The sequence below is a fragment of the Corallococcus exiguus genome, from assembly GCF_009909105.1.
GTDB classification, from domain to species: Bacteria; Myxococcota; Myxococcia; order Myxococcales; family Myxococcaceae; genus Corallococcus; species Corallococcus exiguus.
In genome coordinates this window covers 213,656-227,897 of sequence record NZ_JAAAPK010000007.1, presented here as the reverse complement: position 1 = coordinate 227,897, position 14,242 = coordinate 213,656, and the positions used below count along the sequence as shown (strand labels likewise).

Annotated in this window: 8 protein-coding genes; 2 read left to right on the top strand and 6 right to left on the bottom strand. The window is 70.5% G+C overall.

The genetic code is table 11. From position 1 onward, the window contains the following. Positions 1-18: 18 nt before the first annotated feature. Positions 19-1,143, top strand: coding sequence for a tetratricopeptide repeat protein (locus GTZ93_RS25415; RefSeq protein ID WP_126933897.1), 1,125 nt, complete (start codon positions 19-21; stop codon positions 1,141-1,143). Positions 1,144-1,153: 10 nt separating this feature from the next. Here GTZ93_RS25415 and GTZ93_RS25410 read toward each other — a convergent pair whose 3' ends face one another. The 3 genes from GTZ93_RS25410 to GTZ93_RS25400 all read right to left on the bottom strand — a co-directional run bounded on the left by GTZ93_RS25410 (position 1,154) and on the right by GTZ93_RS25400 (position 8,917). Further along, a complete protein-coding gene (locus GTZ93_RS25410) occupies positions 1,154-3,622 on the bottom strand; it encodes a hypothetical protein (protein WP_139915947.1) in 2,469 nt (822 codons plus the stop codon). A gap of 169 nt (positions 3,623-3,791) precedes the next feature. Then, positions 3,792-6,302 carry a hypothetical protein gene (locus tag GTZ93_RS25405; protein WP_139915946.1) on the bottom strand — a complete coding sequence of 837 codons (2,511 nt, stop codon included), beginning with the start codon at positions 6,300-6,302 and terminating at the stop codon, positions 3,792-3,794. Positions 6,303-6,409: 107 nt separating this feature from the next. Beyond that, positions 6,410-8,917, bottom strand: coding sequence for a tetratricopeptide repeat protein (locus GTZ93_RS25400; protein WP_139915945.1), 2,508 nt, complete (start codon positions 8,915-8,917; stop codon positions 6,410-6,412). 122 nt (positions 8,918-9,039) lie between these two features. Between GTZ93_RS25400 and GTZ93_RS25395 the strand changes: the two genes are divergently transcribed. Then, the gene (locus GTZ93_RS25395; protein WP_139915944.1) at positions 9,040-10,131 is read left to right on the top strand and encodes an energy transducer TonB; all 1,092 of its coding nucleotides are present in this window, start codon (positions 9,040-9,042) and stop codon (positions 10,129-10,131) included. Here the strand turns inward: GTZ93_RS25395 and GTZ93_RS25390 are convergent. The 3 genes from GTZ93_RS25390 to GTZ93_RS25380 all read right to left on the bottom strand — a co-directional run bounded on the left by GTZ93_RS25390 (position 10,106) and on the right by GTZ93_RS25380 (position 14,191). Then, positions 10,106-12,247: an FUSC family protein gene (locus GTZ93_RS25390; RefSeq protein WP_139915943.1), complete on the bottom strand. Its 2,142-nt coding sequence runs from the start codon at positions 12,245-12,247 to the stop codon at positions 10,106-10,108. The genes GTZ93_RS25395 and GTZ93_RS25390 overlap by 26 nt on opposite strands. 169 nt (positions 12,248-12,416) lie before the next feature. Beyond that, on the bottom strand, positions 12,417-13,496 hold the full coding sequence (locus tag GTZ93_RS25385) for a hypothetical protein (protein ID WP_139915942.1): 1,080 nt from the start codon (positions 13,494-13,496) through the stop codon (positions 12,417-12,419). 134 nt (positions 13,497-13,630) lie between these two features. After that, positions 13,631-14,191 carry a DUF2378 family protein gene (locus GTZ93_RS25380; protein ID WP_120576409.1) on the bottom strand — a complete coding sequence of 187 codons (561 nt, stop codon included), beginning with the start codon at positions 14,189-14,191 and terminating at the stop codon, positions 13,631-13,633. Positions 14,192-14,242 lie beyond the last annotated feature (51 nt).

Genomic DNA, 14,242 nt, shown 5'->3' with positions numbered 1-14,242 from the left:
GCGCTACAGTCCAGCGCCATGTCCTGGCGTCTGCTGTCCCTCTTCCTGCTGTGCCTTTCAACGGGATGTGGCCACTACGGTCTTCCCCCGTCCACTGCGAGTCACGGTCATCTGTCACTGGCCATGGATGCCTACCTGGACGACCCGAGCTCCTATGAGCGCCGCATCGCCCAGGGCACGAACTTCGGGTTCGTCACCACCGACGCGTTTGCTTCCTTGAAGGCCCCTTCCGTGGAGCTGGAGCCTGACCAGGCGCCCCGTGTCTTCGAAGAGGTCGTCCAGGTCCTGAAGGGAAATCCCTCCGACGCGGAGCTTCGCCGCGCCTTCGGGGAGCTGCGAGCCTCATGCGACGCGGACTACGAGAAGGCGTGCGTGTTCTTGAAGGAGCAGGTGCAGCCTTCGGTCATCCTTGAGGCCGCGGCGGTACGCCCCATGAAGCGGGAGCCGCGGTTCACCCACACCCAGTACGCGCTGATCATCCTCGGCTGCCGGCTGGATGTGGATGGCCGCCTGCGCGACTGTCAGGTCATCGAGAGTGGGCCGGAGCATGAAGCAGCGCACCTCATCGCGCAGCTCTCAGAGGACCGGTACAGGCCGTGGATGCTGGCGGGGCATCCGATGAGCCGCCCGTACACCGTCAACTTCCATCCCATCTACGGCAGCAACCGGAGCCCGGACCTGTCCACGGAGTTGAAGCTGGAGTGGGCCCGGAAGCGGGTGGGGTGGTCCCCTACGAGCACATCGGCCTGGACCAACCTGGCCGCGCAGCTCGCCATCCATGCACCGGATCATCCGCACTATCCCCGGGTGCTGGCCCGGGCCTACGCGATGGCGCCCGAATACTGGTGGATCGCCACGGAGATGGCCTGGCAGCGCGTCCAGGCGGGCCAGCACTCCGACGCGCTGAAGGCACTGCGCCCCGCCATCCGCCGCTCTGCGCTGGGCGAGCACCCCAACCCCTACGTGCTGGAGACCGCCGCCGCCGCGCACTTCGGGCTGAACCAGTGCACCGAGGCGCTGGCGCAACAGCGCAAGGCCGTGGAGCTGCTGCCCGCGAAATGGCCCGCGCCGGAACGGGAACGCTTCGAGCGCAAGCTCCAGGATTACCAGTCCGCCTGCGCCACGTCTCCGGCCACTCCCTGAAGCACCGCGCTCAGGGAGTGAGCGGCCCGTCCTCCGGGAACTGACGCGCCCATCCAGGGGCGAGGTTGGCATTGGCCTTCAACGCCGCATCGCGGTCCGCGCGGGCTTGGGCAGAGCCTGGGTCCTTCGTGCGAAGGATTGCCGCGCGCAGCAGCAGGGCTTCGGGCCAGTTCGGACGCTCCTTGAGCAACGCGTCCGCCAGCGCGAGTCCCTTGGACAGGAGTGGCTCCGGATCCTGCTTCGCGGCGTTTCGCGCCACTGCCCACTCACGGAACAGCTGGCCCTCCTCCAGACGGACCTCCCGATTCAGGGGCTCCACCTGGAGGGCCTCCTCGTAGGACTTCTCCGCTTCGACGAACGCCTTCTCCGCCTTCTCCGGATCCGTGCGGGCCGAATGGCGGGCACGCAGGCTGAACATCGTCCCGGTGGCGAGATAACGCAGGACGCGGTCCTGGCCGATCCGCTCCATGATGTCGAGGCTTTCCCACGGTCGATTGAGCACGGGGTCGGGATCCCGGCCCTGCTCCAGCAGGTGGCGCGCCAGGATGTGGGAAACCTTCATGCGGCCTACGAACTGCTGGTTCTTATGGGTTTTGAAGAAGGGGCGCGCCTGGCTGTAGAACGCATCCGCCCGCTCCGCCTGCTCGGTGGGATCCGCTCCTCGCCACCAGGCGTATTCCGCCCGCGCCGCGTGGACCGACGCCTGCCCGAACTTGCCCAGGTCATGAGAGGGCGCCAGCTTCGCCGCCTGGACCTGGGCCGCCTCCGCTTGATCCAGCAGCGCGGAGGGATCGCCTCCGTGCTCCCAGGTCTCCCTCGCGTGCTCCAGGAGGACGAGCCCCAGTTCGTGATGCAGGGTCGGATTGTGGGCCCCGTTGATGAGGGCATTGCGGATGTTTTGTGCGGCCTGCTCGAACCTCCACGGGGCCGTCTCTCCTTGGGCTCGCTTCCGCAAGGCCTGAGCCACGTCGTGGTGCGCTGTCAGGAGCCACACCTCGGGTGCCTTCGTGTAGCCGCCCCGCATGGCTTGCGACACAGCCTTTCCCGCTTGCTCCAAATCCTCGTCGACATCCTTCGCCGTGGGATTGGAAGCCCGGGCCAGGAGGAGTTCCCCCAACCGGACCCAGTACGCGGGGACACGCTCCTCGAGCGCGACCGCGCTCCGATAGGCTTCGATGGCCTGCTCCTGGTGCTTCCATCCGTTGGAGCCGACCCTCCAACTCCCTACCTGGAGGTCGGCCTCCGTCCAGAGATGGAGGAGCCGGGCGCGCAGGAGGTGGAACCCGAGATCCCGTCCAGGCGGAGGAACGGCCTCCAGCAGATCCAGGGCCTTCTGGAGCTTGTAGAAGTCCACCGGGCTCTCCTTCAGGACCTTCTCGGTCTCCTGCACCATCACCCGGGTCCACTCCATGCGGCCACAAGCGCTCGCAGGCTCCAGCGTCAGTGCATGTTGCGCGGCTTCGACGGCCCTGCTGCGCAGGGAAAGGAAGCCTCCATAGGTGTTCGGTCGCTCCGCGAGCATGGTGAGGAAGCGCGCCTTTTCGCAGGCGAACCCCGCATGGCCGGGATCAATCCGGGTGGCCGCGTCCAGCGCAGCGAGCCCCGTCTGCGCCGGCCCTTGCTCCTCTTCGTCATCGATGGACAGGCGCAGCACGCTCTCTCCGTAGGCGGTACGCACGAGGTTCATCGCGGCGGCCTCGTAGCGTCCCAGGGCCAGGTGGGTTGGGGCGAAGCTCTCCGCCGTGGCCCTGGCATTCGTGAGCGCCTGGAATGAGGCCGTCATGTCCTCGCCCGACTCTTTCGTCCGCTGCTCCCTCCAGTGCCAGGCGGCGCGCAGCAGGAGAACGTCCGCGCGCATCAGCCGCGCTTCCACGAACCAGGGATGCTTCGTGTTCACGGCCTCCAGGAGCGCGAGCGCCGCGTCCAGGCGGTCTTCGTGCATCGCGACCAGCGCCGCGCCGTAGTCCGTTGACGGAGACTCCGCTCCCGCCGCTTGACGCAGCAGCGTGAGCACGGGTTCGCGGTACTTGCTTTCCGCGTCCTGCTCGCGCGCCTTCCGTTCATCCGCGTCGGGAGCGGCGATGGCTTCCAGCCGCAGCGCGCGGTAGCGCTCGCTCAGGAGTTGTGCCCGGACCCACGCCACGCGAGGGTCACGGAAGCCTGCGCTCCAGGCCGCCTCCAACTGTGCGAGCGCTTCCGTTTCGCGACCCAGGACCCGTTCCCCGCACCCGAGCGCGTAGTGTCCGGGCCCCTGGGCCTCCGCGCCTCCGAGGGCCATCTCCGTGGAGACGGTTGCCATCCAGCCGCGCAGCTCCGCCTGATCCGCGCGCACGTCGTGCAGGCGGGCCATGCCCACCGAGCGGGCCCGGGCCTCGATGCGTTCCGCGGCGCTGATGAAGTGCGCGGCCCAGGTCGTGTCCCGCTGGGATTGCCTGTCCGCCGCGCAGGCCGTTGCCGCAATGATTAGCAGGACCTGCAAGGCCAGCACGCCGCTCCTGGACCTTCCAGAGGTGGCTTTGCTCGGGACGTCATTCAATGGCGCGGCTCCTGGTGCGTTCCGTGACGGGCCGGAACGTGTGCCATTCCAGGATACAAAGCCTTACGCGGTCATGGGCATTTTGCTTGCGCGACGCACTGAATCGCCACGCTCAAGGCACCTTGGGCATATCCTCGGGGAACTGACGCACCCATCCGGGCGCGAGGTTGGCATTGACCTTCAGCGCCGCATCGCGGTCCGCGCGGGCCTGGGCCGAGGCCGGATCCTTCGTGCGCAGGAGCGCCGCGCGAAGCAACAGGGCTTCGGGCCAGTTCGGGCGCTCATTCACCAATGCGTCGGCCAGCGCGAGCCCCTTTGCCAGCAAGGGCTCCGCGTCCTGCCCCGCGGCCTTCATCGCCACCGCCCGGTACCGGTTCAACTCACCCATGGCCAGACGGGCCTCCTGACTCCGAGGCTGCTGTCCCAGGGCTTCGGTCAGGGCCGCCAGCGCGTAGTTGAAAAGCGTCTCCGCCTGAGGCCGATCCGTCCGAGCAACCCATCGGGCCTGTACGAGGGTGTCCTCCCCGAGGGTTCGCAGGTAGGAGACGCGCTTGTGCACGGTCAGCATGGCCCTCAGGTCGATGGACTTCCTCCGCCGGTCGAGGGCGGGCTCTGGATCCCGGCCCTGCTCCAACTCGTAGCGCGCCTGGGGTTGAAGCACCTGCAGGAGGCCCAGGATGGCCTCCGTTTTCGTGGGTCCCTCGGACATGGCTTGCGCGTAGAGGGCTTCGGCCTTGTCCACGTCGGGGGAGGGATCCTCTCCTCGCCGCCAGGCGTACTCCGCTCGGAGCGCGGCGATGTCCGCCCGCCCCAGCACCCCGGGGCCATGTCCGGAGTCCAGCTTCGTGGCTACCGCCTGTGCCGCCTCCGCCGCGTCGAGCAGCTCCGCGGGATTGCCTCCGTGTGCCCAACGCTCCTTCGCCTGCTCCAGGAGGATCCGCCCCAGGGCGTGATGCATGGACGATTCCTGGGGCTGCTGGGTGAGCCCGTCGCGGAGGCGTGCCCTGGCGGTCTCCCACGCCTTCCCGGACTCCTCACCCCGGGCCCGGCTTCGCAGGGCCTTCGCCATCTGGACGTGAGCTCCCAGCAGCCACAACCCGGGAGCCTTCGTGCGCAGGGTGCTTGCCTTGGCCCAGGCGGCTTCCGCCTGTTCCAGGTCCGCGGCGCCGTCCTCCATCAACGGGTCCATGCCCCGCTCCACGAGCAGCTCCCCGAACTGGATCCAATACGCGGGGATGCGCGCTTCGAGCGCGAGGATGGTCCGCCAGACGTCGAGCGCCTGGTCGCGGTGCGCGCCGTGCCGGTCACCGACCCGGGTATGTCCCCAGTCGTTCTCGATGATCACCCAGAGTCCGAGGACCCGGGCGTGCAGGAGGTGGAACGCGAGGTCCCGCCCCGCTGGGGGCACGGCCTTCAACAGATCCTGCTCCTTGGGCATATCCGGGCCGTAACCTTCCTGCCTCGCCCTCTCCGCTTGGGACACCTGGGTCCGGATCCGTTCCATGTAGGCGCAGCGGCTGGTGGGGTCCCGGGCCAATATCGCGTCGGTGGTCTCGACCGCTTCGTTGAACAGATGGCCCTGGAAGTGATCCTTGCGACGCGGATGCTCAGCCAGGGCATTGAACATTCGTGCCCGCTCACAGGGCGGTGCGGGGGCGGCGGGGTCCAGCCGGGACGCGATGTCCAGGGCGCCGAGCGCACTGCCCGCGGGCCCCAGACCCGCTTCGTAGGTCAACGGCACGGTGCCGGGCGGGTCGGTCCGGATGACGGCGATGACGGCGGACTCGAAGCGCGCCTGCGCCAGGTACGCCTGCATCTGGCTCTCCGCCGTGGTCCTGGCCGCGGCGAGGGCCTCGCGGCCGTGCTCCAGCCGCGCCCGGGCCGCGCCCTCCTGTCCTTCCTCCCACAGCTGGGCGGCGCGGAGCAGCAGCACATCCGCGCGCAGCAGTGGCGCCTCGACGAACCAGGGATGCGAGGCGGTCATGGGCTCCAGCAGGGCGGCCGCCGCGTCCAGCCTGCCCTCATGAAAGGCGATGAGCGCCGCGAGGAGATCCGCCGACGGGGCCTCCTTCTCGCGGGCCTGACGGAGCAGGGCGAGCACCGGCTCGCGGTGCTGACGTTCCGTGTCCTGCTCGCGCACCCTCCGCTCCTCCGGATCCAGCACCGTCAACGCCGTGATGCACTGCTCGCGGTAGCGCTGGCTGAGCGCCAGGGCCCGGGCCCACACCACCGAGGGCTCACGAAAGCCCGCGCTCCATGCGGCCTCCAGGTGCTCGATGGCCGCGTCCAGGTCGCCCAGGGCCAGCGCCCCCCGCCCGAGCGCGGCATGCCCGGGCCCCTGGGCCTCGGCGCCTCCGAGCGTCATCTCCTTGGACAGCGTCATCATCCAGCCGCGCAGCTCCGCCTGCTCCGCGCGCACGTCGTGCACCCGGGCCAGGTCCACCGCGCGGGCCCGCGCCTCGATGCGCTCGGCCTCGAAGGCGAAGTGCGAGGCCCAGGAGGTGTCCTGTTGGGAGGCTTTGTTCGACGCGCAGGCCGAGGCCGCGACCAACCAGAGGAGCTGCAGGGCCAGCACCGCGCTCCGGGACACACCATGAGGCGCGATGTTCAAGACGTCTTTCAAGCAGACCGCTCCAGGTGCGATCGGGAAGAAATTCCAGTCCAGGATACGCAGCTTCGCGACGACACAGGTTGTTCCCCGGGGCCATTCCATCCAGCGCTGGTTCGCGCTCAGGGATTGAGCGGCGGGTCCTCGGGGAACTGCCGCTTCCAGCCGGGCGCGAGGTTGGCATTGGCCTTCAGCGCGGCGTCCCGGTCCTCGCGGGCCTGGGCTGAAGCCGGGTCCTTCGTGCGCAGGAGCGCCGCGCGCAGCAAGAGGGCTTCGGGCCAGTTGGGCCTCTCCGCGAGCAATGCGTCCGCGAGTGTGAGCCCCCGTGCCAGCGGCGGCTCCGGATCCTGCTTCGCGGCCTTGCGCGCCACTGCCCACTCTCGGAACAGGTGGCCCTCCTCCAAACGGACCTCCTGATTCGAGGGCTCGACCTTGAGGGCCTCGTCGTAGTTCTGCTCCGCGCCCTTGAACTGCTCTTCCGCCTTCTGGGGATCCGTGCGCGCCGAATGGCGGGCCATCAGACGGAAGAACTCGCCGGTGGCCCGGTGATGCACGACGCGATCACGGCTGAGCCACTCCAGCCCGTCGTCCTTGCGCGGACGCATGAGCGTGGGCTCTGGATCACGGCCCTGCTCCAGCAGGTGTCGCGCCTGGAGGTGGGCCGCCTTATCGATGCCCGCGAATTGCTCATCCTTCTGCGCTTGGAGGTAGGGCTGCGTCTGGCGGTAGAGCGCTTCCGCCCGGGCCGCCTCCTCGGTGGGATCCGCTCCCCGGCGCCAGGCGTACTCCGCTCGCGCCACACGGACCGCCGCCTGCCCGAGTCTGCCCTGAGTGGGAGACAGCTTCGCCGCCTGGGTATAGGCCGCCTCCGCCTGGTCGAGCAGCGCGCTGGGATCGCCTCCGTGCTCCCAGGTCTCCTCCGCCTGCTCCATCCGGATCCGCCCCAGTTCGTGCTGCAGGTCGGGATTGCGCCTCTGGCGGATGAATTCGGAGTCGAGGAAGGCCACGGCCTTCTCCAGGATCGGCCCGGCCACTTCCCCGCGGGCCCGTTGCCGCTGGGCCTGCGCCACGCGGATGCGTGCCTCCAGGAGCCACACCTCGGGGGCTCTCGTGTTGACCCTGACGGACTTCCCCCAGGCTGCTTCCGCCTGCTCCAGGTCCGCGCTGGCGTCCTTCGTCGCCGGATCCGTCCCCCGGGCCAGGAGCAGCTCCCCCAGCCGGACCCAGTACGTCGGGATGCGCGCCTCCAACGCGAGCGCGCTCCGGTAGGCTTCGATGGCTTGATCCCGGCGCTCCGCGCCAGGCGACCCGGGCTGGAGCCTGGCCAACTGGGAGAGGTTGTCCGCCCAGGCACCGAGGAGCCGGGCGCGGAGCAGCTGGTACGCGAAATCCTGTGCGTACAGCGGCGTGGTCTCCAGCAACTCCAGGGCGTCCTTGAGCTGGTAGCTCCCACTGGTGCCATTCCTCGAGGCTTCCTCCGTCTCCTGCACGAACGCCAGGCTCCACTCCGCGCGGCCACACGTGCTCTCCGCATCCAGCTCCAGGACGTGTTTCGCGGCCTTGATGGCATCCTGGCGCAGGGCTCCGGAGAAGGGCTCGTCGCGGTCCGGACGCTCCGCCACCATGTTGAGGAAGCGCGCCTTCTCGCAGGCGAACCCGGGGTTGCCGGGATCCACCCGGGCCGCCAGGTCCAGCGCTTCGACGCCCCACTTCGCCGGGCCCGGGTCGCCGCCGGTCAGCAGCAGCACGGCGCCGGAGAAGTCGGGACGGGTGAGGTTCATCGCCGCGGTCTCGAAGCGGGCCCGCGCCAGGTGGGCCGGCGCGAAGCTCTCCGCGGTGGTCGCGCTCTCCGTGAGCGCCTGGCGTCCGGCCATCAGGTCCTCGCGGGCATGGACCTTGTCGTCCTTGCCCCAGCGTCGGGCGGCGCGCAGCAGGAACACGTCCGCGCGCAGCAGCCGCGCTTCCACGAACCACGGATGCCGCGTGCCCACGGACTCCAGGAGCGCGAGCGCCGCGTCCAGGCGGTCCTCGTGCAACGCGATGAGCGCCGCGCCGAAGTCCGCCGACGGAACCTCCGCCCCCGCGGCCTGCCGCAGCAGCGTGAGCACCAGCTCCCGGTACTGGCGCTCCGCGTCCTCCTCCCGCACCTTGCGCTCATCCGTGTCCGGCGTGGCCACCGCCGCCAGCCGCAGCACGCGGTAGTGCTCGCTCAGTGCCTGCGCCCGGGCCCACGCCACGTGGGGTTCGCGGAAGCCCGCGTTCCAGGCGGCCTCCAGGTGCGTCCGTGCCTCCGCGTCCTGGCCCAACGCGCGTGCCCCGCACCCGAGCGCGTAGTGCCCGGGCCCCTGCGCCTCGGGGCCGCCCAGAGCCATCTCCTTCGACAGCCTCTCCATCCAGCCACGCAGCTCCGCCTGCTCCGCGCGCACGTCGTGCAGCCGGGACAGGCCCACCGCGCGGGCCCGGGCCTCGATGCGCTCGGCCGCTTCGGTGAAGTGCGACGCCCAGGAGGCGTCCCGCTGGAAGGACTTGTCCGCCGCGCACGCCGAGGCCATTACGAGCACCAGGATGGGCAACGCGCGCAGGGTGTTCCGGGGCCATCCCGCGGCCGTGTCGTTCGAGGCGTCTTTCAAGCAGACAGCTCCAGGTACGTTCGGGAAGTAGTTCCACTCAAGGATACGCAGCTTCGCGGCGACCCGGGTTGTTCCCGGGGCCACTTCATCCAGCGCCGCCTCGCGGTCTAGAGTGCCGGGCCATGCGTTGGAGCTGGCTGTTCCTGTCCCTGCTGCTTGGATTCACTGGATGTGCCCATTCGGGCGTCCCGACCCTGCCCGCGAGTCATGGCCATCTGATGTCCGCCATGGAGGACGTTCAGTCGAAGCGGGGCCTCCCGTCGACGGGGCTCTGGGACCTCGCGATAGGGGACGAGGTCGCGCCGCGACCGGCGCCTAAACTGGATCCAGCACAGGCGCCTCTCGTCTTCGAGAAGGCGGTCAAGACGCTGCGGGGCACCCCCGGAGAGGAGGCCGTCCTCAGCGCATTCCGGGACATCTCTGCCGCGTGTGCAGCGGAGTTCGCCGAAGCTTGCACGTTCACGTCCGGGGCGTTCACCCGTCCGGAGCCGAGCTCGCCGGCGGCCTTCACTTATCCCGAGGCGTTCCTCAGGCAAGGCGCGTTCGCATTCATGGTCTTCCAGTGCCGCATCGGCACGGATGGCCAGGTGCGTGACTGCACGGTCGTGGAAGGGGCTCGACTTCCCGGCATCGAGCAGAACCTCGCGGCGCTTCAATTGGCTCGATACCGTCCCGCGACCATTTCGGGGCACCCCGTGAGTGTCGAATACACCTTCAACGTGCGCTTCGTTCCGCAGGGGATCACGTTGAACAGGCATCAAGAACTGGACTGGGCCCGGCTGCGGGTCCGCCAGAACCCCGAGAGCCGTTCGGCATGGCTCAACCTGGCCCGGGAGCTCGCGAAGCATGCTCCAGAGGATCCGCTCTATCCCCAGGCCGTCACCCGCGCCTGGTTCCTGGCGCCCAGGAGTGGGTGGGCCGCCAGCGAGGCCGCGTGGCAGCTCGTGCAGTCAGGCCAGTATGCGCCGGCCCTCAGCGCGGTGCGTCCCTTCGTACGACGCAGCCACAATCCCTATGTGCTGGAGACCGCCGCCGCCGCGCAGTTCGGGCTGAAACAGTGCACCGCCGCACTGGCCGAACAACAGAAGGCCGTGGAGCTGCTGCCCGCGGAATGGCCCGCGCCGGAACGGGAGCGCTTTCAGCGCAAGCTCCAGGACTACCAGTCCGCCTGCGCCCCGCCCAAGTCCGTCAGCGCAGCGACGGATCCTCGCTGATCCGCGCCACCGCGCCGTGCAGGATGCCCAGTTGCCGGGGCACGCGCTCCAGCAGCGCGCCCAGCACGGGGTCGTCACTGGTGCGTGGCAGCGCCAGGGCCGGTAGGGGCGGGGGCTCGCGCCGCTCCTGCAATGCGCTGGCGAGCAGCTCCAGGCTGTCGCTGGCCCGCTGCGCCAGCTGCTGCGGCAGCACTGTTGCGGTCCTCCCATCGAAGCGCCCTGTGCCCAGCGCCGTCACCGCCAGCGCGAACCTGCGCGCGTAGGTGAGCAGCGCCATGCCCGGCTCCAGGTGCCCGGGCGGGCCCCGGTACTCCGTCATCAGCCGCTGGAAGGATGACTCCGCCTCCAGCAGCGCCTGGTCCAGGCGGCGGCGCTCCTCGTTCACCGCGGGCTCCGTGCCGCTGCGGTGCGTGACCAGCTGTTGCAGGTACTTCCCGTCCGCGCGCAGGGCGGAGGCCGCCGCGTCCGGGAAGCGGCGGCGCTCCGGGCTGGGCCACAGCGTCCAGGAGCCCACCAGCGCCAGTGCCCCCGCGATGAGCACGCCCAGCGAGCGCTGCGACGCCACCGTCCAGTCCCCGGAGCTGAGCGTGGCCATCAAGAGATAATCCGGCGTGAGCAGGACCTGGAACGCGCCGAAGTTCAGCGGCAGCAGCGCCACGGAGATGGCCGTCAGCACGCTGATGACGCCAATCATCATCGGCGGCGTGTGCACCGTGGTCGCGATGAGCGCCGCCAGGCTCGCGCCCACCAGCGTCCCCAGCGTGCGCTGGAGGACGCGCTCCTCCGTGCTGCCCGCGTAGGGCTGGAGGATGGAGATGACCACGAGGCTCACCCAGTGCGCGTCGCCCACCTGCAACGCCCTCGTCAGCCCCAGCGCCGCCGTAGCCACCATCCCCGTGCGCAGCGCGTGCCGCAGCACCACCGAGTCCGCGTGCAGGTGGTCGCGAATCGGCCGCCACAGGGAGAACCCCGGCGCCTGTCTGGGACCGCCCACCGTGCCCTTGCCTCGCGCCGACACCGGGTCTCCGAAGAGCAGGCCCGACGCCGTCTCGTGCGCCACACCCGCGTGCTCGCGCAGCCGGTCCAGCAGCGTGGCGACGTGCGTGGACAGCGGCCCCTCCGCGCTTTGCCGCACCGGGGGCACGGCCATCCTCGCGGGCTGCCGGCGACGGGGTCTCAGCGCCAGCCGGGGCGGCTCGCGCATGCCCTCGTTGCGCTCCTGTCGCAGCGCTCGCGATACCCATTGGTCCATCGCGCCGAAGGCCTCGCACAGCTTGATGACCCGTTCGCGCGTGGCGTGCATGTGCGGGTCGCGCCCCACCACTTGCATGGCTTCAGCCAGCGCGCTGAGCAGCGCCACCATGGGCTCCACCAGCTCCACCAGCACCAGCAGGTGTTCGCCGCGCCGGGACTCGTCCGGCCTCCCGCGCCGCGTGGCCGCGAGCACGTCGCGTGCCCGTTCGATGTCCGGGCGGATCCGCGCGTGGCGCTTCAGCCCCGCTGCCCACGACTCGGCCGTGGCTCCATCCCTCGTGGCCCTTCCCAGGTCCTCCGCCGCGATCGCGAGCCCCGCGTACACCTGCGCCACCGCCCGGCGCGCGGGGCGATAGGGTCTGAGCGGCCACAGCAGCAGTGACAGCGCCATCGCCCACAGGCCCCCCAGCAGCAATGCCGCGCCTCGCAGCACCGCCTCTCGCGGCGAGGCGGTGGGCGCGCCCAGCGACACGACGAAGATGACGGCGAGCTGCCCTCCCACGGAGCCCGCTGTCTCGCCGTAGCAGCGCGCGAAGTTCGCCGCGGTGACACCCAGGAGCAGCAGCGTGGCGTCCACCACATAGGTGTGGCCCGCGGGCGCGGCGAGCAGGCCGACCAGCGCCCCCAGCACCGTCACCACCCCCATGACGCGCGCCCGCACGCGGTAGGAACCGCCCTTGTCCGCGAGCGTGACGAGCAGCCCCGTGAGGCCCGCCCAGCCGGCCTGGGGCACGGTGGTCAGGAAGGACAGACACAGGGGCAGGGCGGTGGCGACGGCGGCCCGGATGCCCGCCCACAGGGCCGGTCTTCCGGGGTCCACTCGGAGGAGCGACTGGAGGTGTCTCCGCAGTCGATGGCGCATGGATTTCGGGGGAGCGGCGGGCCGTCACCCCAGAGGGTGGCTACGGCCGTCCCCATCCACAGGCGGGGGAAGGTCCTCCCCCTCAAGGCCCGGGCGCCACCCGGGCAGTACCCCGGGCCCCGCGCCACAAGCCCCTCCCTCCCAGAAGGCGGAGGCGGGTGGCCCGGCGTCAGCCCGTTCCCAGGGCCGGCGCAGCCTCGGTGGGCGCGCCTTCCGCTTCGAGCGCGGTGCCGTCCCATGGGATGTAGCGCACTCCCGGCATCTGCTCCGGGCCATGGAACTCCAGCGCGCCCACGGTGGAGGTCAGCTTCCCGGTGGGCTTCCACGCAGCGAAGGGGTGGGGCCGGGAGAACAGCTGCACCTCGCAGCGGGCCACGTCGCTCTGGGCCACCATCACGTCCCAGCCCTTGGGGTCGCGGTACGCGTAGCCCACCAGCGTGCGCGGGTCGCACCACGCGCGGCCTTCCACGGCCACGGTGGCGGACGCGGCACGGAAGGACAGCTCCCCGGACGCGGGCGACGTCACGCGCGACAAGAGCACGTGGGGCATTTCATGGAACGTGTGCTCGGCGTCTCGCGTGCGCAGGTAGATGGGCGACAGCTGTGGGTGGCCCCGTTTGCGCTTCGCGCGCACCGCCATGATCTCCAGCCGCGCGTCCGGGTCCTCGGAGAAGCGCGGGCAGTACAGCCACGTCAGCTCCTCCAACCGCCGGTGGCCCCACAGGTGCTTCTGCAGGCCGGGCGCGCCCTTCACGTCGATGCGCTCGCCGTCCACCGTCACCGTGCCTTCGAAGAGGACGTCGTCGTGCACGTGGGCCACCTGCGTGGGCAGGGGCAACAGCGCGGTGCCTCGCGGCTCGCGGCGCACGGGCTCCGGGTGTCCGCCCTGGAAGCGCAGGTCCCACGCGATGGAGTGCCCGCCGCTGGCCACCTGGCCGTGGACGTGGCCGGGCGTCAGCTCCGAGTCCGCGATGCGCACGCCGCCGTTCGGCAGCGCCGTGAACGCGGAGGCCGGATGGATGGCCTTGAGCGCCACCGCGGGCCGGTCCTGGGACGCGCAGTCGAACGCCGCCGCCCACAGGGTGGCGCGAGGCTCGCCGCCGCTGCCCGGCGCGGGCGTGAACAGGGTGTAGCGCAACCACCAGGCGCGGTCTCCGCCCGGGTCGAGCACCACCAGGAACCAGATTTCGAAGAACCCCTGCTGATGACCGTTCCAGCGCGGCAGGTTGGCGCGCTTGCTCGACGGCATTTGGATGAATCCCCCTCTTCGCGCGGCGTTCACGGCCCGGACGCCGCGCGCAGACCCTCACGCTGGCAGATGGGGCCCGGTGCGAGCAAGGGGCCCCACGGTCGCGGATCCGCGAGCAGGGGGACGCCGGTGACTCAGGCGCCCGGAGCGCCCCAGGACACGCGGTACGTGACGCTGTCGTCGTCGAACTGGACCACGTCCACCTGCGTGGCCGGGCCGCTGGCGGCGCGCACCGTGGCCAGCATCACGCCCTGCTTGAAGTAGCGCAGCAGGCCGGGCTCGTTGAGCCACAGGTCCGCCTCGCGCTCGCCACGCTCGGTGATGCGCACCTCGGTGTAGTTGTTGCCGGTGCGGAAGCTGTGCTGCGTGCGCAGGAGCATCCGCTTGGGCCCGATGAGCCGCAGCACGCCCAAGAGCGCCCGGCCCACCATCGTGTCGCGGTAGCCGTCGATCATCCGCTCGCCGAGCATCCGCCACGCCACCGGATCCGGCTGCTCCGGGTGCAGCGTCTTCGCCGTTAGCGCCACGCAGCGTGTCCACGTGTCCAGCGAGTACGCGGGCTGCAGGGGCCGGTCCAGGTCCAGGCCCTCCTTGCGCAGCTGCTCCTTGAGGGAGAAGGGCACCTTCCCGGAAAGTCCCCGGACGAAGAGTCCTTCGACGATGGTCGGGAATACGAGTTTCTCGGCGGTGGCCATGGGGGCCATTCCGCCCAGCACCGCGCGTTCTGGTCAAGACCTACCGCCCGG

Excerpts from the sequence above, each read along its gene's own strand:
- GTZ93_RS25415 (WP_126933897.1), top strand. The coding sequence starts at position 19 with ATGTCCTGGCGTCTGCTGTCCCTCTTCCTGCTGTGCCTTTCAACGGGA.
- GTZ93_RS25395 (WP_139915944.1), top strand. The coding sequence starts at position 9,040 with ATGCGTTGGAGCTGGCTGTTCCTGTCCCTGCTGCTTGGATTCACTGGA.
- GTZ93_RS25390 (WP_139915943.1), bottom strand. The coding sequence starts at position 12,247 with ATGCGCCATCGACTGCGGAGACACCTCCAGTCGCTCCTCCGAGTGGAC.
- GTZ93_RS25385 (WP_139915942.1), bottom strand. The coding sequence starts at position 13,496 with ATGCCGTCGAGCAAGCGCGCCAACCTGCCGCGCTGGAACGGTCATCAG.
- GTZ93_RS25380 (WP_120576409.1), bottom strand. The coding sequence starts at position 14,191 with ATGGCCACCGCCGAGAAACTCGTATTCCCGACCATCGTCGAAGGACTC.